At 65.5% G+C, this 21,628-nt stretch carries 18 protein-coding genes and 1 pseudogene; 12 read left to right on the top strand and 7 right to left on the bottom strand.

Annotation, left to right across the window (positions count from 1 at the left end; all coding sequences use genetic code 11):
* Positions 1-79: 79 nt before the first annotated feature.
* The 3 genes from QTH97_RS24395 to QTH97_RS24385 form a co-directional block, all read right to left on the bottom strand.
* On the bottom strand, positions 80-3,160 hold the full coding sequence (locus QTH97_RS24395; RefSeq protein WP_286571073.1) for an ATP-binding protein: 3,081 nt from the start codon (positions 3,158-3,160) through the stop codon (positions 80-82).
* Between the two features lie 138 nt (positions 3,161-3,298).
* Positions 3,299-3,547, bottom strand: a complete 249-nt coding sequence (locus tag QTH97_RS24390) for a hypothetical protein (RefSeq protein ID WP_286571072.1) — start codon at positions 3,545-3,547, stop codon at positions 3,299-3,301.
* Between the two features lie 935 nt (positions 3,548-4,482).
* On the bottom strand, positions 4,483-4,779 hold the full coding sequence (locus QTH97_RS24385; protein WP_286571071.1) for a hypothetical protein: 297 nt from the start codon (positions 4,777-4,779) through the stop codon (positions 4,483-4,485).
* A 1,580-nt stretch (positions 4,780-6,359) separates the two neighbouring features.
* On the opposite strand from QTH97_RS24385, the gene QTH97_RS24380 reads away from it, so the two are divergent.
* Together QTH97_RS24380 and QTH97_RS24375 are read left to right on the top strand one after the other, a co-directional pair.
* Positions 6,360-6,842, top strand: coding sequence for a hypothetical protein (locus QTH97_RS24380; RefSeq protein ID WP_286571070.1), 483 nt, complete (start codon positions 6,360-6,362; stop codon positions 6,840-6,842).
* Positions 6,843-6,854: 12 nt separating this feature from the next.
* A complete protein-coding gene (locus QTH97_RS24375) occupies positions 6,855-8,762 on the top strand; it encodes a M64 family metallopeptidase (protein WP_286571069.1) in 1,908 nt (635 codons plus the stop codon).
* An 8-nt stretch (positions 8,763-8,770) separates the two neighbouring features.
* Here the strand turns inward: QTH97_RS24375 and QTH97_RS24370 are convergent, their stop codons facing one another.
* Together QTH97_RS24370 and QTH97_RS37035 are read right to left on the bottom strand one after the other, a co-directional pair.
* Positions 8,771-9,274, bottom strand: a complete 504-nt coding sequence (locus QTH97_RS24370) for a glycosyltransferase (RefSeq protein WP_286571068.1) — start codon at positions 9,272-9,274, stop codon at positions 8,771-8,773.
* A 196-nt stretch (positions 9,275-9,470) separates the two neighbouring features.
* Positions 9,471-10,025: pseudogene (locus QTH97_RS37035) on the bottom strand (glycosyltransferase family 4 protein); the annotation flags it as partial.
* A gap of 524 nt (positions 10,026-10,549) precedes the next feature.
* On the opposite strand from QTH97_RS37035, the gene QTH97_RS24360 reads away from it, so the two are divergent.
* Positions 10,550-11,296 carry a hypothetical protein gene (locus tag QTH97_RS24360; RefSeq protein ID WP_286571066.1) on the top strand — a complete coding sequence of 249 codons (747 nt, stop codon included), beginning with the start codon at positions 10,550-10,552 and terminating at the stop codon, positions 11,294-11,296.
* Positions 11,297-11,855: 559 nt separating this feature from the next.
* On the opposite strand, the gene QTH97_RS24355 is transcribed toward QTH97_RS24360, so the two are convergent.
* On the bottom strand, positions 11,856-13,271 hold the full coding sequence (locus QTH97_RS24355) for a caspase family protein (protein WP_286571065.1): 1,416 nt from the start codon (positions 13,269-13,271) through the stop codon (positions 11,856-11,858).
* A 160-nt stretch (positions 13,272-13,431) separates the two neighbouring features.
* On the opposite strand from QTH97_RS24355, the gene QTH97_RS24350 reads away from it, so the two are divergent.
* From QTH97_RS24350 to QTH97_RS24340, 3 genes are all read left to right on the top strand, one after another.
* Entirely contained in the window at positions 13,432-14,097 is a 666-nt protein-coding gene (locus tag QTH97_RS24350) for an RNA polymerase sigma factor (protein ID WP_286571064.1), read from the top strand.
* A 291-nt stretch (positions 14,098-14,388) separates the two neighbouring features.
* Positions 14,389-15,006: an anti-sigma factor family protein gene (locus tag QTH97_RS24345; RefSeq protein ID WP_286571063.1), complete on the top strand. Its 618-nt coding sequence runs from the start codon at positions 14,389-14,391 to the stop codon at positions 15,004-15,006.
* A 5-nt stretch (positions 15,007-15,011) separates the two neighbouring features.
* Positions 15,012-15,848, top strand: coding sequence for a caspase family protein (locus tag QTH97_RS24340; protein ID WP_286571062.1), 837 nt, complete (start codon positions 15,012-15,014; stop codon positions 15,846-15,848).
* 56 nt (positions 15,849-15,904) lie between these two features.
* Here the strand turns inward: QTH97_RS24340 and QTH97_RS24335 are convergent, their stop codons facing one another.
* Positions 15,905-16,864, bottom strand: coding sequence for an alpha/beta fold hydrolase (locus QTH97_RS24335; RefSeq protein WP_286571061.1), 960 nt, complete (start codon positions 16,862-16,864; stop codon positions 15,905-15,907).
* A gap of 273 nt (positions 16,865-17,137) precedes the next feature.
* Between QTH97_RS24335 and QTH97_RS24330 the strand changes: the two genes are divergently transcribed.
* The 6 genes from QTH97_RS24330 (at position 17,138) to QTH97_RS24305 (ending at position 21,590) form a co-directional block, all read left to right on the top strand.
* Complete coding sequence (locus QTH97_RS24330; protein WP_286571060.1) at positions 17,138-17,710, top strand: hypothetical protein; 573 nt, start codon at positions 17,138-17,140, stop codon at positions 17,708-17,710.
* Positions 17,711-17,782: 72 nt separating this feature from the next.
* Positions 17,783-18,115, top strand: coding sequence for a hypothetical protein (locus QTH97_RS24325; RefSeq protein WP_286571059.1), 333 nt, complete (start codon positions 17,783-17,785; stop codon positions 18,113-18,115).
* Between the two features lie 27 nt (positions 18,116-18,142).
* Positions 18,143-19,747, top strand: a complete 1,605-nt coding sequence (locus QTH97_RS24320) for a DUF4384 domain-containing protein (RefSeq protein WP_286571058.1) — start codon at positions 18,143-18,145, stop codon at positions 19,745-19,747.
* Positions 19,731-20,150 (top strand): hypothetical protein, encoded by a 420-nt coding sequence (locus QTH97_RS24315; RefSeq protein WP_286571057.1) that lies wholly within the window; start codon positions 19,731-19,733, stop codon positions 20,148-20,150. Before QTH97_RS24320 ends, QTH97_RS24315 begins: the two co-directional genes overlap by 17 nt.
* A 31-nt stretch (positions 20,151-20,181) precedes the next feature.
* Positions 20,182-20,916 (top strand): head GIN domain-containing protein, encoded by a 735-nt coding sequence (locus QTH97_RS24310; RefSeq protein ID WP_286571056.1) that lies wholly within the window; start codon positions 20,182-20,184, stop codon positions 20,914-20,916.
* 62 nt (positions 20,917-20,978) lie between these two features.
* Positions 20,979-21,590, top strand: coding sequence for an OmpA family protein (locus QTH97_RS24305; protein WP_286571055.1), 612 nt, complete (start codon positions 20,979-20,981; stop codon positions 21,588-21,590).
* Positions 21,591-21,628: the final 38 nt, after the last annotated feature.

Here is a 21,628-nt window from a genome sequence, read left to right as displayed (position 1 = left end):
GCCAGGCCGGCGGAGTCGAAGCTCTACTTGCGTCCTGAGTGGCACACTCACTAGCCTGGATTCACTGGGATTCACCCCGTTACCGCGACAGAAGCCTACGCAACGCCGACGCCTCTGAAAGGTGCGATTGCATGCTCATGGCTTCGAATTCACGAAGGGCTTGATCGAGAGATCGCTCGGCACGGTCCCTATCCCCTATTGCCACCTCGATTCTTGCGTAGCACAGCTGGGTCACGGCCGCTTCGTGCGTCGACTGGCGTGCGCGCGCCACCTTCATCGCGAGGTCGATGTAGTGCCGGGCCCGCTCGAGATCCGACGATTCCGCAGCCGCGCGGGCCAGTGCACGATAGGCCATCGCAGCCCCCAGAAGGTCGCGCTTTCGCAAACGCCAGATGGCTCGCGCGGCGCGGAGTCGCATTTCTGCCGGACGCCCTTCGGCCACAAAGGCATCCGCGAGCCAACCGTGGGTCAGCGAAGAAAAGGCGCCGCCGCGCCGCTCGAGCCAAACCGCCGCGTCCAGCATTGCTTGCAGAGGCTCAGCTGTCCGATCCAACGTCCAGCTGGCATACGCGCCTACTGCGCCACCCATCGAAAAGTACGACAGATTGCGACCGGCTTCAGCGATCCGACATCCGCAGACAGCGGCTTGTCTCGCCTCGTCCCAGCGGCCTTGCCATAGCAGCACGATGCCCTGCAATATGCGGGCAGCGGCCTCGACCTGATGGTTGGCTCCCCCGATCGCATGTAAGGCTTCGTCGAAGCACTCGTGCGCCTGAGCGAACTCACCTCGATCCCCCAGCACGTGTCCTTTGGTGGCAAGGGTATAGCCGAGACCGACGGACAAACGAACGCCTGTGCGGTGACTGCGTTTGACTGCGATCGCGCTGTCGAGCAGTTCGAGGGCGCGATCATAGTTGGATGAAGCCGCTTCAATCTGTCCCAATGCCGCAGCCGCCTGGACCGTCAAGCGATCGTCCCCGATGCATTGCGCGACCTCGAAGCAAAGCGTGCAATGGTGAAGCGCGGGACGTGTTTCGCCGAGCGCGCCATTGAAATAGCCCAGCCAGTAATGGGCCCGCGCTACGAGAGCGTCTTCTCCGCTCTCGATGGCCAAGTCAAGGGCGCGCTGAAACACTGCCAGCTGATCCTTGGATGGATCGAAGACGGACGCAAACCCCAATCTTTGAGCAATTGAGATCCATCGCAATGACAACGACTTTGATGGCTTCAGGCGATCCAAGGCAGCAAGCGTGGCCCGGTACTGAATATGCGCCCGATCAAGTGCTGCGGCATCCATGGCCTTGTCGCCCGCTAGCTCTGCATAGTGGGCAGCTAACGCGTGCTGGCTTGCCGCACCGTAGTGGTAGGCCAGTGCCTCGAAAGGTTCTTCCTCGCCGCTTGCCAGGCCTTGCTCACGTATCAGATCAGCAATGCGCAAATGCATAGCCTCGCGCTCGTGAAGGCCCACAGACTGGTAGATCACATCGCGCGTGATCCCGTGCTTGAAGCGAAGCGTTGTAGACGTTTCACCGGGAAAGATGAAGTCCTGCTCCGCCAGGCTGCGCACCAGCGGAGCGTCCTGCGCGTAGCCGGTGAGACTGAGGAGCAGCCAGGAAGGAATCACATTTCCGATGACCGCCGCAGTGCGGACCAGATCCGACTGCACGTCGCTCAGGCGCCCTACGCGAGACTCGATCACTGCGTTCAGCCAAGCCGCGCCTCCGTGCAGCTGACCGCGCCGGCGCGTCAGATCGCCATGCGCCGCCGAATGGCACAACTCCTCGATGTAGAGCGGATTGCCCCCTGCATACTTTTGCACTTCCTGCACCATGAAAGGGTTCCCTTTGGGTAGCAGATGCCGAATGGTTTCGACGGCTTCTTCCTCGTTCAGGGGTGCAAGCTCGAGCACTTGTGCACCACCGATGATGGGGTCGCCGGCCACTAGACCGCGCGTCGCGATGAGCACGAAGATTGCGCTGCGATCAAGGCCGCGTACCGCGTTGAGGATCTGGTTTGTAGCGTCATCGGCCCACTGCCAATCGTCGATGAAAAGCACAAGCGGCCTTCGCAACGCCAAGACCGCGTACAGCTCACACATCGCTCCAATAACGACTTCCATCGCAGGTCGCTTCGGGTCAGCGACTGAGGCCGTGGGGCTGCTGACAGAGAGTGTCCCAAGAATTGCCCTCTGGTTGGCAGCAGGCCCCGGACGAATTTCAGCGAGCACTTGGTCGACGCACGCCGCTGCGACGACGCCAGACGTAGCGTGGTGCAAGTGGAACAATGAACGCAGCGTCTGCAAGATGGGTTGCATTGGCTCTGCGCTCAAGTAGCTCTCGCAATAGCCGCGATACACTTGGCATTCCAGTGCCGAGGCGTGACGCAGGAATTCTTCAATCAGCCGCGTTTTGCCCACGCCCGTAGGCCCGCAAACGGCGACGCAGCCAGGCTGACCTGCTACCGTTTTGCTCAGGCCGCTCTGGAGCGTCTGCAGTTCGCGCCGCCGGCCAACAAAGGGGCTTAGCCCGCGCTGGACATGCGCCTCAAACCGGGTATGTACGAGCGTCCGCCCGAGTACGGGAAACACGATGACGGCTTGCGTGTGGCCCTTCAGTCGGAGCTCTCGGCGCTGACCGGTGCGAAAGAACTGGCGTTCGAAGCCGAGCGTCTCTTCGCTTACAAGGATCTCGTTGCGCTCAGCTGCATCGGAGAGCCGGGCGGCGATGTTGGGTGCATTGCCAAGAAGTTCGAAACGTCCCCGGACTAGATCACCTTCATCGAGAAGAACGAGACCCGCGTGGATACCGGTGTGAAGTCCCAGTGGGCCGAGCGCTTGCAGCCCGTGATGCCGGATCTGCGCGACGGCCCGGTGAAAATCCAGCGCGGCCTCGGTTGCCCGCCTACCATCGTCTTCGCGGACCTCGGGATAGCCGAAGATCGCCAGCATGCCGTCGCCCTGGATGCGGACGATCGTGCCGCAGTTCCTCGACACAACGTCGGCCCAGACTTGGCCGAGCTGGCCCAGCAACTCGGCATAGTGCTCGGCCTCCATGGAAGCAGCGAGCGTGGTCGAATCCGAAAGATCCGAGAAGACGATGGTGAGGTTGCGCCGAGTCGCTCGCCTCGTCGATGGTGAGACATGTGAAGACTGTTCGCTCATGTTCTATCCATCGAAAGGTTCAGCTGGAGGCTTGCTTCGCGCGAACGACAGCGGTGCGGCGCCTGTCCCAAAAATACAGGGCAACAGTCAAGACCACCCAAAGTGCAAGAACGACCCACGGCGGCACCTCTGAATGTGTCAGGTCTGTGCATGCCGAGAGCGCTTGCTTCCCTTCGTCGATGAGTTGTTGTTCGCATGGGGCAGCTCTCGCCACAGCACGGAAAAGCGTTTCTTCCTGTCAGTGGCGAAGAGGCATTCGAGCACGAAACCCATGGCTGGCTGAGCCGCGAGGAAAAGTACCGCTGCGAACCCGACGCCTTGTCCTTTGGTCCGATGCGGATCGACGTCATACGTGATGATCAACAATAAGATGGTGACGCCAATCATGATGCTGGCTGGCCCATACGGTCCAGGCGGAGCAACAAAAGATATGGCCGCTGAAAGGCACGCCGCAGCGAGCGCGGCGGGGTCGATGCCTCCGACCCCGTGCGATGGTTCCACGACGGCTCTCTCTGTGACCCATTTTGAGGGTTGTCCGGAGGTAACTCAATGCCGAATATCGCAAGAGTGAGTCGCATACGGTCGCTAGATCCAAACTGTCGAGACGTTCTATTCCGCCCGGGGCTAGTCGCTGGAACCCAGGAGTCATCTCTGGGAGAGCGCGCACCGATTTGCGCCGCCGGACCTACGCAGCCGGCATCCATACCAACGTACTGGTATCTTCTGATCACGCCCGGTCGAGACGCAGCTTGTCAATTTCACATGACCGTTTGCGAATTCCTGAAAAGACATTGCGTCATATTCGATTCCTGAGCAAGACTTCAGTTCGGCCACCGCGCCTGTGCATCGCTGAACTTCAAGGGTCTTCGCGGGGCGGCGACCACCTTTGACCTCCCCTTCCCAGGGCGCTCGCCCCTGCAGGGGACGGGCCATCCCCTGGAGCGTACGATTGAGGAGAATACGCCTTTCAGGGCTGGCGCACTCGGCAATACGGGTCAAGTCATGCAGACATGGGCTGCGCGAGCGTGGGATCGTGATCTACCGAGAGCCACTCAACGTTTTTCGGCCGAAGTATGTGCGTGACAAGCGCGACCCTTTTCATCGCAAGCTCCAAGGAAATCCTCCGACGTTTCGTCGCGCCGTGACTGATACGACGCCGGCCGCTGCAGAGGGAATCGTTGATATCCGGGGTGGTGAACATCTGCTACGCGCAAGGCTCTTCGCACTGCTCAGACCGCGTCGATAAGACGGGCCTCGCCATGGCGCATAGTCGACATTCCGATTCACGTCTCGCCACTGGCTTGTGGAGCACTTGCTGGGGTTCACCGCTTCCCTGAGGATCTGACCGGCGTCCGCGCTCGGCGCGCCATCATGCGGCCGATCGCCAGTCCGACAGCGAGGGTCGCGGAGAAGCCGACCAACGTGCCCTTGGACAAGGCGTGTGCAAGTCCGGGCGCCTTTGGCTGGGCATGGGCCTTTGGCGCTTCCGCGTTCGGAGGTCTCGGCAGCACCTTGCTCACGCCGACCGACACCGGATCACTCGCTGGGAACGATTCCTCGATGCCATGATCGAGCGCATGCTCCGTGGGCTCCTGCTCGACGGGCCGCGATTCAGTCATAGGATTTGCACGATGACTATCGGCGGTAGGAAAGGGGAAGGTATGGGACGTATTGGCCATGACGGACCTCCTGTGGCTCGGTTCATGCGGTTGTGGGTGCGTCAAAGCTTGCAACATGCACCTGCACACTCGCGTCCGATACGCGGCGCACACCGACGTAAGCTCCTGCCGACACGAACAGCTTTCGCTTGCGTCTTCATTGCCGGCCCGCTCCGCGCAAGCTGCCCTGCTGACGTCGCGCGCAGGATGAAGACCATAGCTTGCAGGAGTCTTCGCCGTGCGGCCTCCGGCGGCTGCTCAGCGAAGCGACGGCGTCCCGGGCCGTCAAACGTCGCGAAGGGGCCGGCCGGCGTGCAGGAGCCGCCGAAGCTCCTGCGCCCGACAAGATCGCGAACATGCAAGAGGCGTGTGGCCGCCGACCGATCGCATACTGGTAAGCGCGTTCTTCAAGTTTTCGGCTCTCACCTCCAATGAGCGTATGGCGGCCGCCTAAGCACCTGGACGGACATGGAGGGCTGCGCCGTTCTCGTACCGGTCAGATTGCGGTGCGGAAGGACAGCGACGCACACGTGGGTGACCTGTGGCCAAGGGCCGCGCTGTACTGGTGCATGAGGTTATCGAAAAACTTGAAACGCGAGGGAACGCGTGAAGTATGAGTGGCCGCGCCGCATCGGACCGGCGCACTTCTCACACATCAACTTTCGCGGCACGAAGAAGTTCAACGCTAGCCGAGAGATGAATCGCAACAGAAGGACGGCGGGCGTGAAAATGGGCTGCGTCGGTGTTCTCATCCTCCGCGTTTGGCTTGACCGCCACAGTCCGGCCTGCGCATGATGAACAATCCAAGATCGTTCTGCAGCGTAGCCAGAGCACTGTCATGAACCCTTTGGCCTCGATTCATGTCACCTGCGTGCTTCCTGTTAGGGGCTTGGCCCGCGCGCGTCGCTTCTAGGACAAACGCGCTGGGGTGGAGCCGCTCGGTACAATCCTGACTGCAGTTCATCTAACAGTGCGTCGGCGCCAATCGCCCATGCCCAGGCGATCGCTCTGAACAACCAGAGCTCGCCCGTCGCAGACCCGGTGATCATGAGCACCGGAACGATGGAAGACGGCAGGAAAGGCAGAACGTTCATGCGTGCTCCCCGTCGTCGCTGAGTGGCGCACGCATGATGGGAACCGCGGAGTCCATGGGGCGATCTCCGAAGACTGGGCCAATCTCTTGGCGGAGTGTAGGACTGAGCAGCCCCCCGCGAATCCACTCGATGGGGGGCTGGATGTGTTCCGTGATGCCCGGTTGGACTCGGCCCCGGGTGCCCGTTTGCCGCAGACGGCAAGTCGACCCGTGCGCGACCGGCACACGCTCCCACGCGCAGCCCAGGACCAGCGACCGTTCTGGCCAGACGTCACTGTCATCCACCGCATCGATGATGCGGTCGGCTCGCGCCCGGATGGAAACTCGGGTGCGCCAGCGGTGTGCGGCGGCATGAGCCAGGGCCAAGTTCGCCACGATGCCCCGATAGGTCTACATTGAACGCGCCACTGCGCACACCCGCCCGCCGCAACCAGATCAGGAGGCACTCATGCCCAGCCGCAAGACGAATCGCAGAGCTCCCATTCCGCCGCCGCCACCCGCCCCTGCCATGCGCCTGATCTTCGAGTACGAAGGCGAGACACTGCGGCTGGTCAGTCAGCAGCCGGTGGACATGGCCGTGACCGGCACAGATCTGGCCCAGCAGTACACGGCCGGCACCTTTGTCGATGCCCGAGATGCCACTGACCGCACGCTCGCGCGGGTCCACGCGCGCGGCATGTCGGAGAGCGCCGAGGTGTTCCCTGAGTCGCCCGGCGACCCCATCGTGCACGTGGCTCTCGAGCGCCCGAGTGGTGCTTTTACGGTGGTGCTGCCCGCACCTCAGGCTGCGACGCGGGTGGCGGTGGTCCGGGTGCGGCCGGGAGCTGTCACCAGGGATCAGGCGGCGGGCGCCGCGCTCGCCGGGGCCGGTGCCGCGCCTGCGCTGCAGACGACCGACCTGGCGTCGTTCCCTCTGCAGAGAAAGCCCTGATCGGAGGCCCGCATGACTATTAATGATGGTGCCGTCCTAGGCATGACCCAGATCGCTGGCGCAGCGCCACGCAACCGTGCGTTCAACGTCGTGGTCCTGGCCGAGGGATTCACGGCCGCGCAGCAGGCTGACTTCAACACCGCCTGCGCGACTTTCGCCAGCGCCTTCCTTGCCACCCCGCCCTTCGACGAGTTGAGTCCTGCGATCAACGTCTTTCGGGTCAATGTGAGCTCGACCGACGCCGGCGCCGACGATCCTGTGGCAGCCGGAGGCACGGGAGCGACGGCGCGCACCTACTTCGACGCCACCTTTGGCGGCAACGGCATCCGCCGTTTGCTGGTGTGCAACAACAGCACCGCGCTGCAGGTCGCCGCGGCGCAGGTGCCAGAGTTCTCGGTCGTGCTGATGGTGGTCAACTCCACGGTCTACGGCGGCTCGGGTGGCTCGGTCGGCACCTTTTCGCTCGCCGGCGGCGCCAACGAGATTGCCGTCCACGAGATGGGGCACACGGCGTTCGGGCTGGCGGACGAATACCCCTACTACGCCGGCGGCAACGAGACCGGGCACGACCATCATCCGCCCGGCGATCCTTTCGAGCCCAATGTCACGACCAACAGCGATTCGGCCACGCTGAAGTGGAAGTGGGCGGTGGCCGCGGCGACCGCGGTGCCGACCATGAGCAACCCCGCCTGCGGCCAGGTGGACAGCCGGCCGAGCCCTGTTCCTTCGGGCACCGTGGGCTTGTTCGAAGGTGCCCACTACTACCACTGCGGTGCCTACCGTCCCGAGTACGACTGCAAGATGCGCAACCTCGGCGTGCCTTTCTGCCGCATCTGCCGCCAGGCCATCTGGAACCGCATCGGTCCCCTCACCGCCCTGGTGGCGCGCCCTCGCACGCCCATCTCGGTGATTGCGCGCTTTCCCGAGCATCTGGACGTGTTTGCCGTCGCCGACAACGGCCGCACGATGACCGACTGGTGGAACCCCAGCACCGGCTGGGCAGGCTGGACGCACCTGATGGGTGGCATCGCGTCGCCCGGCGGCGCCGGTTCGCCGGTGACTGCCATCCACCGATACGCGGGGCACATCGACCTCTTCACGGTGGGAACGGACAACCGTGTCTACAGTGCCTGGTGGGACGGCAACGGCGGCTGGCGCGCGTGGTTCGCCATCGGCAACCTGGTGTGCCGCCCGGGCTCCACGGTGACTGCGCTGGCGCGCTACAGCGATCACATTGACCTGTTCACCACGGCGAGCGATGGCCGCGTGATGTCCACCTGGTGGGATGCGCGCACCGGTTGGGCCAACTGGTTCCAACTGCAGGGCGGGATCGCGGCTAACGGCGCCACTGTCACGGCGGTGGCGCGCTACCCGCACCACCTGGACGTCTTCACGGTCGGCACCGACAACCGCATCTACAGCCTCTGGTGGGACGAGCGCAGCGGCTGGTCCAACTGGTTCGCCGTCGGAACCCAACGTGCGCGCACCAACGCCACCGTGACGGTCGTCGCGCGGCACGCCGACCAGCTGGACCTGTTCACCACAGACCCCAGCGGCCGCATCGTTTCGACTTGGTGGAACGTCAATTCCGGCTGGGGCAACTGGTTCCAGGTCTCGGGTGGTGTCGCATCGCCGGGATCACCGGTGACTGCCATCGCACGGTACAGCGGCCAACTCGACCTTTTCACCATCGGCACCGACAAGCGCGTCTACAGCACATGGTGGACCCAAGGCGGCAACTGGGCGCCCTGGTTCAATGTGTCAGGCGGCGTCGGACAGGCGGGTGGACAGGTGGCGGCGATTTCGCGCTACGCCGAACACATCGACATCTTCACCGTGGGCAGCGACTCCAAGGTCTGGAGCACCTGGTGGCATGCAGGCACGGGCTGGGCAGGCTGGTTCCAGCTGGGTGTGACCTGAGGGTGAGGTCAGTTCTGACCTTCTCCAACGGGTCGCCGTGACATGAGGACGCCGCGATACGCGGCGACGTAGCTGCTCGTCATCCGGGCCGTCGAATAGTGCCGCACATTGTCCAGGCCCAGCGCGCGCATCTGCTCGAACCGGGCGGCCGCCTGCTCGATGGCGCGCGCGATGCCTTCAGGGTCGTGAGGATCGACGTAACAAGCCCCGGGACCTCCGATCTCATTCATCGGCGCCAGGTCGGAGGTAATGACCGGGCAGCCGCACGCCTGCGCCTCGATCAGCGGCCAGCCGAATCCTTCCTGGAGGGACGGAAACAGCAATGCCGTGGCGCGGGCGTAGAGCACGCGAAGTTCCCTGTGTGGCACCTTTTGAAAGGTCGCGATCCGGTCGGCAACGCCATGCCGCGCCGCCAGTGCCATCTGGTCGGGGTGCAACGCCGGTCCCACGAAAACCAGGTTCTGGACGTACAGGGGCAACGCCAGCCTCTGCGGCACGGCGATGGAGCGCAATGAACGTTTCGACCACCGCCTGCCGGTTCTTGCGCGCCAGATCCCCGCCGACATGGAGGAGGTAAGGCTGTTGCACGAGTGGTCCCAGCCGGCGAATCACATCGGCGACTTCCTCGGAGCTCGGGATCTCGAAGTTGTCGTTCAGGCCATTGAGCACCGTGGTGACCCTGGGTGTCACGGGCAGTTGAAGCCCGAGGAGCTCGCGCTGCGTGGTCTCCGATACACAAGCAATCAGGTCGGCCTGGGAGAGATTCGCGGCGATCAGCCGTTGAAACAGGCGTCCGGTCCAGCCGACTTGCCAACCCTGGATCTCGCCCCGCGCCGCTCGCACGGCAATGACGTCGTGGCATGTGACAACCGTTGGCTTGCGCTTCACCCAACGCACGTACATCGCGTTCGAGTGATCGCAGATGTGGACGACATCGGCCCAGCGGGCCTGCCAAACGAGCGATGGGATGAAGAAGACGAACTTGTCGAGATAGCCCAGCCATTTCCGAAGGCCGGACGTGGAGGGCAATCGCTGGAGCCACTGAGGTGGCGAGATGGCCCGCAGCTCACATCCCAGACTCGGCAGGCCGCGCTCCAGCATGTGCCTGAACGCCTGCATGCTCGGCTGGTTGTCCGGAATGTAGTTGCCGACCAGTAACACCTTCACTGCGGAACGCCTTCTCAAGTTGTGCCACTCCCTCAAACAGACAATTTTCCCCGTGCCGATTCGCTCTCCGGCAGACGCCGAAGCGAGGAGTTGCATCGATGCGAAACAGGCGCGCTCGCGTTTTTTTCCGCGACGCAGGAATCCCAACCAATGGCGTCGCCACGGCTGAACGCGCCGTGGGTTCTGAGAGAAAGCGGGGTTTCGGGCTCTGCGGGCGGGCGAACCCTCGCCATTAGCCATGTCGGTACCTGACCGGAACCTGACCAAACCGCGAAGATGAGGCGTGCCGCGGTTGTCGCACGTCCTTGGTTCGGTGCGTGCTTGACCCGGGCAGGTCCAGCCCCGACGCCGGCTGAGGCCCATGGACAGTCCAGCCAACTCGCCCTGCGGAAGACCGTCCAAGTTGAGCACAGCCGCAACCAAGTCGCGCCGTCCTACACGCGCAAGGACGACGGCACCACGGACTGGACGAGCATCGAACGTACGCTCGACGAGCGACCCGAGGGGTGTCCGCGGATCGGTTGACCCACGGACCGGTTCGGGTCGCCCCCGCAGGCTGGGACGGCGGCGTGCTTGCTTGCCTGCCGTCCCGGATTTCGACAACATGGCTCTGCATCACCATGATCACGACAAGAACACTCCATCCGATCATTCGCGACAGGCCCGGCCCGGTGCAGCCGATCCCGGCGGCGATCGCATCGATCACCGGGCAGCCGCTGACGGAAGTCGGGCGGATGCTATCGCAGTGCATCGATGGCCTGAAGGGGCTCTCCGGCGTCCATGGCGAGGTGTCGCCCGAGGATGCATGTCATGCGACGCTGCATCGGTTCGGCTATGAACCCCACCGTCTGTACGCCGATGAGCGCCGGCGCCCGGCGATGGGCGAGTTGCTTCGCGCCTATGCGCGTTCGCCGGGGCCGTGCGAGCGGCTCCTGGTCCTGGGCGAGTCGGGGGACGCATTCGCGTTCCTGGGCAACCAGGCCGCGGCCTGGACGAGCAGCTCCCCTACCAGTCTCACGGCCCTGGTTCGGGCAGGCGTGCTGAAACTGGATATGGCGGCGCGGTTCGCCATCACCGTCACCGCGCAACGTCCGCTTCCCATCGCCTCGCCCGACCACGAATTTCTCGAATCCGTGGCCATTCCGGCATTGGCATTGGCCGAGGCCTACAACATCGAGGTGCTCCCCGTGGGGTGGCCCTACTGGAACCTGTCCTTTCCCGCAGACATGTCGGGCGACGCGGCCGGCTCCGGTGCGACTCTGGTGTGCGGCGAGCACGAGCTCCTGAGCGTGATCAACGACCGCGTGCGCATGCTCGGGCGGGCGACCGAAGCGGCCGAAGAATTGATGGCGCGATTGCGGCGATAGGCTCATCGCCTCCTCGCCCTCCCCCTCAGCCCGCGTCCGATCGCGCCGTCGCGCAGCCCAGGTGCCTGCCATGAGTAGGCCGGCCACCGACAGAAGGACTGAGCGGTCGCCGACTTGAGCGGTGACGAATCGGGGCTACCTTCCTGCGCGCCCCATTCAAGAGGACACGCCATGTCTGTCGAGTTTCTGAGGCAGATCGCTGCCACACCCCTTCCCTGCTCGTTCAACGCGACGAAGGAGATTGACGCCATCCGAATCCTTCGCCAGGCCGGCTTGGTGCTGGCGCTGGTCGACGAACCCCCTGAGAGGGGCGCCAGGGTCCTTGCGATCACGGAGAAGGGCAGCAACGAGCTTCTGCGGATTCACTACCCCGAGGGCCGTCCCATCCGATCCGCCCAAGGCAAGTGGTTGCAGCTCGTTGCGGGGCGATCGCGCGCAGCAAGCAAGCCGATTGGGCACGATGGTTCGTAAGGGCGTCTGCGATCGGACCCGCTGGCACGTTCCAGCTCTCTTGAGAGGCCCTGCGTGTGGTTCCGTGCTGTCAGGCGTCGGCCTGACTTCAGTCTTGCGGTAGGCCCGGGAGAGGCGTTCCGCCGTCGATGGCACCGCCTCGACGCCCCGCGAAGCCGTGATTGCCCCCCATGTTCGACGGCGCCCAGCTGTTGAATGGATTCGGCCCCCCGATCGCCGCAGCGGCCGGACCCTGCGCGGCCCCGCGGATGAGGGTGCGACCCTGCGGCAACATGGCATGGCTGTCCGCCACGCCGAAGCCTGGCAAAGGCCCCGGGATCCCTCCCGCCGCGCCGAAGGGCAGGCCCATCTCGGGCGCCGGCGCTGCCCTCGAACGCGGGGCCCTGGCCGAGGGCTGTCCGGACACGATGATGTTGGTGGTGGGAGCCATGCCGGCATTTGCGGCCGGTGCCGGGCTGACCCTGGAGTTGGGCGCGGGAGAGCTGCTGGCTTCGCGCGGCGCGGTTCGCGCTTCCTCGAGTGCATCGCGCGCCTCGTCCAGTTCGGCCTCGAGCTGCTTCAGCCGAGTGTCTTTGGCCGCCTCGTCGGGCGATGGGCCCCGCGCGGGCGAAGGACCCTGCACGGCCGCGGCGGTCTGCGCCGGCGAGGGGCCTTGCGCCGGGTTGAAGCTGAAGTTGGAGGTCAGCGAGGTGTTGACCCACGGTACCTGTCGCTCCTTGGTGTCCTGCAGCACCTTCACCCGCACGTTCTTGAACATCTGCTCGACTTCCAGGCCCGGCACCATCATCTCTTCGCCCAGGTTTCGGGTGTAGACGCTGTTGCGCCCGGCCAGCCCGTCCTCCGCCGGTGCGCCGGGTGCCGAGGCATACGCGATCAGCGTCCCGCGCGCACCCATTTCCGCCAGTCCGCCGGCCGAGCGGATGTTGCGTGTCTTGCCGGCGAAGGGGTTGTCCCGGCAGGCGTCCAGGATCACGATGCGCGCGTGCGAGCGGGCCTTGTCGAGGCGGCTGAGGAACAGCTCCTCGATGTCGACCGATTCGTCCTTGACCTCCTCCTGGTCCCGCAGGTTGATGTCCACCGGCAGCAGGTAGTTGCGCCCGTCGATCTGCACGCCGTGGCCGGCGTAGTACAGCACCGCGACGGAATCGTTCTCCTGCACGCGACGCGCGAAGTCGCGCAATGCGCGGCGGAACGGGATCACGCCGAGGTTGACCTGCTCGTTGACTTCGAATCCGAGCTTGCGCAGGTTGTCCGCGATGAGGCGCGCGTCGTTCTCGGGATTGGCCAGCGGCATCGTCGGATAGCGTGCGTTGCCGACCACCAGAGCGATGCGCTTTTCCGGCTCACGCACCTGGGCCTGCGCCGTGCCGGTCGCCACCGCAAACGCAAGCAGCACGGCCGACAGCAGCATCCACCACAGACGCTGGCCATGCGCCGGTCGATGACCCTCCGCGACGCCGACGGCCGGGTCGAGCAGCAGGTCACAGGAAGGCATTGCGGGCATGACGGCAATATGCTCCGCGAACGGATGGGATCGCAAGATGGCCGGGTGTCATACGACCGGCCAATCGGCGCATCGCCTCGCCCGGTGTGCGCGCGCCAGACCGTGAAAGCAGTACCCCATTGGGGGGAGCGTCGAGCGTCGTGGCTGCACCTTTGCGGGCATGAGCCCCGCCAACGATCGGATAGAAACGTTATATTGCGTTACCGTCACCCGCCGCCGCATCGCCCGCATGGACAACGACGAGGTCAATCAGCTGCTCGTACGCATCGGCCGCGAAGACCAGGCAGCCTTTCGTCAGCTGTACAAGGCGTTCAGCCAAAAGGTCTACGCCTACGTGCTCAACATGCTGAACGACCATGCGCGGGCCGAGGAAGTCCTCGCGGACACGCTGTACGAGGTCTGGCGCCATCCGCAGCACTTTCGCGGCGACTCGCAATTTTCCACTTGGCTGATCGGGATCGCGCGCCGAAAGGCGCTGATGGTCTATCGTGCCCGCCGGCCCGACGAAGTGCACGGCGACCTCGATGACATCGCCGAGACCACCGCTTCGGACACGCCTGACGGCTACGCGGAGTTGGCGGGCAAGCAACGCCGCGAAGGCGTGCAACACTGCATGGGCAAGCTGTCGGACGAGCATCGCGAATGCCTGCACCTGGTCTTCTACGAAGGCATGGGCCTGGCCGAGGTGGCAGAGGTCCAGAACTGTCCCGAAGGCACCGTCAAGACGCGCCTTTTCCATGCCCGCCAGAAGATCAAGAAATGCCTGCAGTCGCTGCTGCGCAGCGAGGGGGGCGCCCCTGACGCCAAAGGCGCGCTCGCGTCATGAGGCTTGCGGGGTGTGTGGCAAGCGCGCAAAAATAAACTGAACCATCCGCCGGCTTCGTGCAACCCAGAGGCGACACGGGCATGTCCCGTGCAGGTAGATCGGGGTCTCGGTACGGTCGGTCGTGCACGCTATATTGCGTGATCTCACCACAGTGGCCGCTTGCATGGACAACGATCGGGTCAGTCACAGGCTCGCAGAGCCCGAAGAATTCTTGGTGGTCACCATGGTCGAGATCTTTTCATCGTTGCCGCACCGCGAGGGTGCGACCGTTGCCACGGGAGCGCAGGCATCATGAGTGAACGCTTCGAAGAACTGCTCCCCTGGTACGCCAACGGCTCGCTGGGCCCTGAAGACCGCGCCTGGGTCGAGGCCTACCTGGAACAGCATCCCGAGGCCCGCGGCGAGCTGGACTGGTATCGCTCGCTGCAAGCGCGCGTGCAGGAATGCGTGCCGGCGGTGCCGCCGACGATCGGCCTGGCACGCGCCATGCGCCTGATCCAGGGCGACCGTCCGACCTTCGCCGAGCGGGTCAGCGCCTTCTTCGGCAACTTTGGCATGCGCCCGAGCTATGCAATGGCCGCGCTGGCGGTGGTGGCCGTGCAAGGTGGCGTGATCGTGAACCTGCTGGGTGACGCTCGTGAGAATGCCGACGAGATCCGCGCGCTGAATGCAGTTCGCGTCGAGGAGGGCCCGATGCTGAAGATCAGCTTCGCGCCGGACGCCAAGGAGGCCGACATCCGCATGCTGATGGTCCTGGTTCACGGCGAGCTGGCCGGCGGCCCTGGCCAGCTCGGCGACTACTACCTGCGAGTGCCGGCCGGCAGCGAGGCTGCGGCGCTCGCCCGGGTGCAGGCTGCCCCCATCGTTCAAGCCGCCTCGCTGGCACCCGGCGTGCCGCCTCGGGAGTAGCCGCCATGGCCACGCTGCTGACCCGCCGCATCCTGCTGCGCTGCACGTTGGGCGCCACAGCGCTGCGCTACGGTCGCGCCATGAGCGCCCCTGCCGACGTCCCCGGCGCCGACTCGCGCATTGCCTTAGTGATCGGCAACGGCGCGTACCGCGCGGCACCGCTGAAGAACCCGCCGGGCGACGCCAACGCCGTGGCAACGGCGCTGCGTGGCCTCGGCTATGACGTGACCCTGCGTCAGAACACGCGGCTGGCAGACCTGATCGAGTCGCTGCGCGAGTTTTCGGTGCGCGCGCCGAAGGCGTCGGTGCGCATGCTGTTCTATGCCGGCCACGGCGTCCAGGTGAAGGGCCGCAACTACCTGGTGCCGATCGACGCGGATCCGCAGTCGGAGGAGGAGATCCAGCGGCAAAGCGCAGACGTCGGCGAGTTTGTCGACCGGCTCAGCGCCATTCGCACCGGCATCAACATCGTGGTTCTCGACGCCTGCCGCGTGAACCCCTTCGCCGGCGGCGTCATCGTCGGACCCGACGGCCGGCGCCTCAAATTCCGCGGCGCGACGCCGGGCGGACTGGCGACCCTCGATGCACCCGTGGGCACCCTGGTGGCCTTCTCGACCGCGCCCAACGGCGTCGCGCTCGACGGCGCCAACAGCAAGCACAGCGTCTATGCGCGTCACCTGCTGGCCAACCTGCCGACGCCGGGCTTGCAGATCGAGCAGCTTTTCAAGCGGGTCCGCATCGGCGTGGCCGAAGACACCGGGCGTGCGCAGGTGCCCTGGGAGTCGTCGAGCCTGACCTCCGACTTCTGCTTCAAATCGGACGACAAGGGACGCTGTGGGTAGGAGCGCCCTGCCGTCGGCGCCTGGCGTGGTTGGCGACTGAGCCCGCCCGGGCCCGCTCACGCGTGGTCGTCCATGAAGCGCTCGAGTTCGCGCGAGAAGCGCAGCGGCTCACTGACATGCGGGGAGTGGCCGGCGCGCGGATAGATCGAGATCTGCGCGTGCTTCACCGTGTCGCGATACCAGGCATCGAGCGGCAGGCCGGCGTAATGCGGGCTGCGAGCTCCGAGCACGACCAGCAACGGGGCGTCGAGACGCGACAGCGAAGCGCGGAAGTCGGCCTGCGCCATCGACTCGGCGAGGTCGAGCAACGGCCGGACGTCGATGCGTCCCAGGCGCCGGCGCAGCATCCGTCCGAGCGCTGCTTCGGCAGCGAGCTGGCGCCGGAGCCAGGCGCCTCCGATCGCTCCGACCTCGTTCAACAGCGTCTCGGCCAAGTCCTGGCGCGCCCCCGCGATCAGCCCCGCCAGCATCGCCGCGCTGCAGCCGCCGAACAGCCCGAGACGCCAGCTGTCGTCCGTCACGATGCGCGGTGACTGGTCGATCAGCGTCACCGCCGCCACGCGCTGCGTGCCATACAGATGCAGATACTGCATCAGCGTCAGGGCGCCCATGGAGTGGCCCACCAGCACCGAACGCTGCAGTCCGAAGTGGTCGAGCATCTCGGCCAGGTCGCAGGCCAGTCGCGCCAGCGTGATGCTGCCGCGCACCGGCCGGCAACTGCCATGGCCGCGTGCGTCCCAGGCGAGCACGCAATGGCGCCGCGCCAGCCGTCGCGCCACCGGCATCCAGTCGCGATGCGAGCACCCGACCCCATGCACCAGCACCAGCGGCGAGCCCTTGCCGAGCACGTACACGGGGACCACCTGGCCATCGCTGGCCGTGAAGCTGTCGTACTCGCCGGCTCCCGGGGTACCGAGGCTCACCAGGCCGAAATTGCGCAGCGCGTCCCAGGTGCCGCGCAAACCCGTCAAGCGCGGTGGATGGGGAGGAGGGTCAGGCGGAGCACTGTCGCGCATGGCGGGCGATCCTACGCTGGCACACCCGCCGCCAGCAATCGGCTGAGCCGAACGCCGCCCCGCTCGCCCGCCATGCGTGCAGCGAACGGCAGGCACGTCGCAAAGCCGCCGACATCCCCGCGATGCACTTCAGGAGGCCCTCCAATTTTTCTTTGCGCAACGGCCGCAAATCGTTTGAACCGATTCTGAACCGGGCGCAACCCATGGAGCGGGAAGGCAAGCAGATCGGCAAGCCCCACCAAAACCCTTGTTCACCACTCTCTGGAGATCATCATGCAAATCGTTCGCAAAGCATCCATCCTCATCGCCCTCGGTCTCGCCTTCGGTGGCGCGATGGCGGGCGAAATCGCCGGCTCGACGGTGCTGTCCACCAACGCCAACAACACCTCGTCCGGCTTCCTGGCGACGGCGCGTCAGAACATCGGTGTGTCCGAGGGGAACTCCAAGATCACCAACAGCACGGTGATCGCCAACGGGGCCAACAACTCCGCCTCGGGCTTCCTGTCGACGGCGAACCAAAGCGTCGGCCACGCACGGGACAACGGCGAGCTCACCAACAGCACGGTCATCGGAACGAACCTGAACAACAGGGCTTCGGGCTTCCTCAGCACTGCCACGCAGGAAGTGGGCTTCGCCAAGGGCAACGGCAAGGTGAGCAACTCGACCGTGATCGCCAATGGTGCAAGCAACACCGCATCCGGCTTCCTGTCCACGGCCAGCCAGCAGATCGGTGGCGCGCAAGGCAACGGCAAGCTGACCAACTCGACCGTCATCGCCACCAACTCCAACAACACCGCAAGCGGCTTCCTGTCCACCGCCGCTCAAAGCATCGGTGTCGCCAAGTAACCAGCACTGTGCCTTCGTCCCACATCCGCCAGCGCCGACGGCGCTGGCGGTTTTCCAGCAAGGAGACCCACCATGAATGCACCCCTCATCCGCCGCACCTCCCGCATCATCCTCGTCGCCATCACGCTGGGCGCATGCGCCAGTGCATTCGCGGGGCAGGAGCTGCTGGAGGTCGACTCACGGTTCCGCGCCAAGATCGCGAAGGAAAAGATCCGCATCAGCGCGCAGGAGCGCAAGGCTGAAGAACAAGGCAAGTCCCTGGAGCAAATCCAAAACCAGGGCACATGCGGGAGCCAGAGCATCGGCAACATCGACACGGGCGGGCGCATCGGAGCCGCGCCGCGCGAGGTGTTCGTGTTCGCACCCAATGCCATCAACATCGTCGGCCGCGGCAGTTGCCGGTGAGCCGAAATCGCCAAGAACGGAGATGTCATGAAACCGCCCCGCATCGTGCGCTTCCTGGCGATTGGCGCAATCGCAGCACTCGCAGGCTGCCAGGCGCTCGAGGTCAAGCAGCCAACCCTCGAACAGACCGCCGAGATCCGCGTCGGCCCCGAGCAACGCCCTCAGCGCTCGATCACGGGCTTTTCGCAGTCGCTGCGCTGCATGGACACGCTGATGCTCGACTTCGGCGTGCGCGACGTCACGATGCTGACCGAGGAAATCACCGACGAAACCAAGAAGCTGAACGCCGGAACGCGTGACATGCTGATCTCGGCGGTGTCGGACATGTCGCGGCGCAGCCGCGCGGTGCGCCTGGTCGCGTTCGGCAAGGACACATTGAACGTGGTCAGCTTCCTGTCGGCCGCGCAGACCACGGCGGTCTACCAGGCGATTCCGCGCTACGACATCAAGGGTTCCGTCTCGCAGTTCGACGAGAACCTGATCAAGAACCAGAAAGACTTCGGCATCGGCTACTTCCCGTACCTCAACCTTGGCGCTGCAAAAGACGCGTCCACCAGCATGCTGGCGCTCGACCTGAACGTGCTGTCGACCAGCGACATGGGGGTGCTGCCGGGTGTCACGTCACGCAATGCCGTGGTGATCATGAAGCAGGGCAAGGGCATCGACGGCGACGCCGCGTACAAAAAGTTCGGCATCAGCTACAGCATGAACCTGGCACGTTCGGAAGGCCAGTCGCAGGCGTTGCGCGGCCTGGTCGAACTGGCAGTGGTGGAGCTCATCGGCAAGCTGACGAAGACCCCCTACTGGTCCTGCCTGGGCGTCACCGACCCGAAGGCAAACGAGGAAACGCGTCTCGAGATGCTGGATTGGTACAGCGCGATGGCTTCGACGCGCATCGAGCTGATCGCCTACTTCCAGAACCAGCTGCGCCACCGCGGGTTCTACGACGGGCCGATCGACGGGGAATTCAATCCTGCCATCGACGAGGCGATCTCCAACTATCGCGAGCAGCTCGGCCTGAGCCGCGCGGCGGTGCTCGACGACAAGTTCTTCAGCGCCTTCCTCGCCGCAGACCACAGCAAGATCCAGCGCCCGGCGCAACCGGCACGCTACGTGGCCCCTGGAACGCCCGGCACGCCTGCCTCGACGCCCGGATCACGGACAGCTGGAGCCACCGCACCGACGACGGCCCCTGCACCCACGGCGACGCCCCTGAAGCTGTCCGTCTCGGCCCCGAACCAGCAGACGCGGTTTGCCCGCGGGGAGTCGATCAGCCTCTCCCTGGCGCCGTCGCAGGACGCCCACGTCTACTGCTACCTGCGGGACGAGGAGGCCAAGGTCATCCGCTTCTTCCCCAACCGGTTCACGCGGGACTCACGCATCGCTTCGGCGAAGCCTCTGACATTGCCCGGCTCGATGCGCTTCCAGCTCTCGATGAATGCGAAGGGCGTGCCCGAGACAGTGACCTGCTTCGCAACGCCGCGCGACGTGATGTCCTCGCTGCCCCAGGCGGTGGTCGGCATCGACTTCGAACCCCTGCCCGGCGCCACGCTCGAGATGATCAGCGCCGCCTTCGGCAAAGCCAGCGGCGGCACTTTCGCCCAGGAGAACTTCCATGTACAAGCCAAGTGACTTCCTCTCTGATCGTCAGGCACGGCGCGGCGCCCGCCTGGCAGCGCTTTCCCTGGTGGCCGTCGTCGCCGTGACCGGCATCGTTCTGCAGTGGCCCCGCGGCGCGACCGCAGCTGTCGCGGCAATCATCGGTGGCGACGACCGTGTCGCATCCCAGGTCGCGCCAACGCCGCCGGCAACGGGCGGGAAGGCACCCGCCACCTACCAGCTCCGCTGCTGGCAGTACGGCCGACTGCTGTTCGAGGAAGGTCCGGTCACGCTGAGCGCCGAAGCACGGCAGGGCGCAAGGATGGTGGCGACCGACCGTCGTGGCGGGGCCCTGATCGTCACCGCCGATCCCGGCGGAACCACCTGCATGGCGCGCCCTTACCCGCCCCCGCCCGCCCTCTGGCTGCCGCGCTGAGACCAATTCCGCCGCAACCCGGAGCCCCGTCATGAACTGGTTCACCCAAGCCTTCCCGCAACCGCCGTCGCTCCGGGCTGCGGCCCTTGCCGCCGGCTGCGCTGCGTTGCTTGCCGCGACCCCTTCGGGGCCCGCACAGGCAGCCACCGAAACCCGCAGCGTCGCCGACTTCGACGAGGTCGTGTTTGCCGTCGCCGGCGACGTCCGCATCGAACAGGGCCCGCGCGAGTCGCTGACCCTGGAGGCGGAGCCTGCGGTGCTGCGCAAGATCACGACCGAGGTCCACGATCGGCGCCTGCTCATCGGCCTTGCGCCCGGCCGGGTCGAGACGAAGCAGCCGATCCGGATGAAGCTCGGCGTGCGAACGCTGCGCGCCTTCGAGTCGCGCACGGCCGGCACGATCAGCATCGCAGCGCTGCGCAGCGACGCGCTCGTGCTGGTGCTGGCGGGCGGCGGCTCCATCCGCCTCGACCGCCTGGACAACGCACGCAGCCTCGACGTGCGGATCACCGGCGCCGGCGACGTCGCAGTGGACGGCGGCAAGGTCGTGGCGCAGCAACTCGCCATTACCGGCACGGGCAGCTATCTGGCACCCAGGCTCGCCAGCGAGCGCGCCGAAGTCGCGATCGATGGCAACGGCGAAGTGCGGCTGGCCGCCAGCAGCACGCTGGCGGTACGCATCGGCGGTATCGGCCATGTGCGCTATCAGGGCGACCCGGCCGTGACCCGCTCCATCCGCGGCATCGGCACCATCGAGAAAGATTGAACCGGGCCGGCGGTGCGCGCAACCCATGGGCATCGACGAACCCCATGCCCAAGGAGCCCGAAATGATCCGCTACCTCAGCACTCTCGCCCTCGCCCTCACCGCTGCCCTGGTCCCCCCGCTGGCGAAGGCCGAGAAGGTCGTCATGTACCGTGAAGGCCAGCTCGTGAACCCGCAGGACGTGGCGGAGGTGCTCGGCAAGACCCGCTCGATCCGCCTGCTCGACGATGAGCCCGCACCGCCTGCGAAGTTCATCGCAGCAGCGGCAGTCGCCCTGGCAAAGACCTCGGCACGTGTCCCGGTTTCTGCCCCTGTTGCGCCGGGCGGCTCCAACGCCGACGCCGCGGCGCTGTCCCTGCCGGTGCGCTTCGCCTTCGACTCCGTCGACATCCTTCCGGCGGCACGGGCCCAGCTCGACGCCCTGGCCGAAGGAATCAAGCTGCTTGGGCCGAGAAGCATCGTCACGGTCGAAGGCCACACCGACGCCGTCGGCAGCGATGCCTACAACCTCGAGCTCTCGCGAGGCCGCGCCCGTGCAGTGCGTGACTATCTGGTGCAGCACCACGGCATCGACGCCGCACGACTGAGGACGGTGGGCTACGGCGAAGGCCGGCCGGTCGAAGACGCCGATCCGAACGCCGCCGTGAACCGCCGCGTGCAGTTCCGCGGCGCCTGAACCGACCCGCTCTCGCGCCCCCGGGGCGGCACCATGGC

The organism is Variovorax gracilis, assembly GCF_030317115.1.
Classification (GTDB): domain Bacteria; phylum Pseudomonadota; class Gammaproteobacteria; order Burkholderiales; family Burkholderiaceae_C; genus Variovorax; species Variovorax gracilis.
Note: the sequence above shows the minus strand (reverse complement) of the source record. Positions and strands in the feature narration are given on the sequence as shown.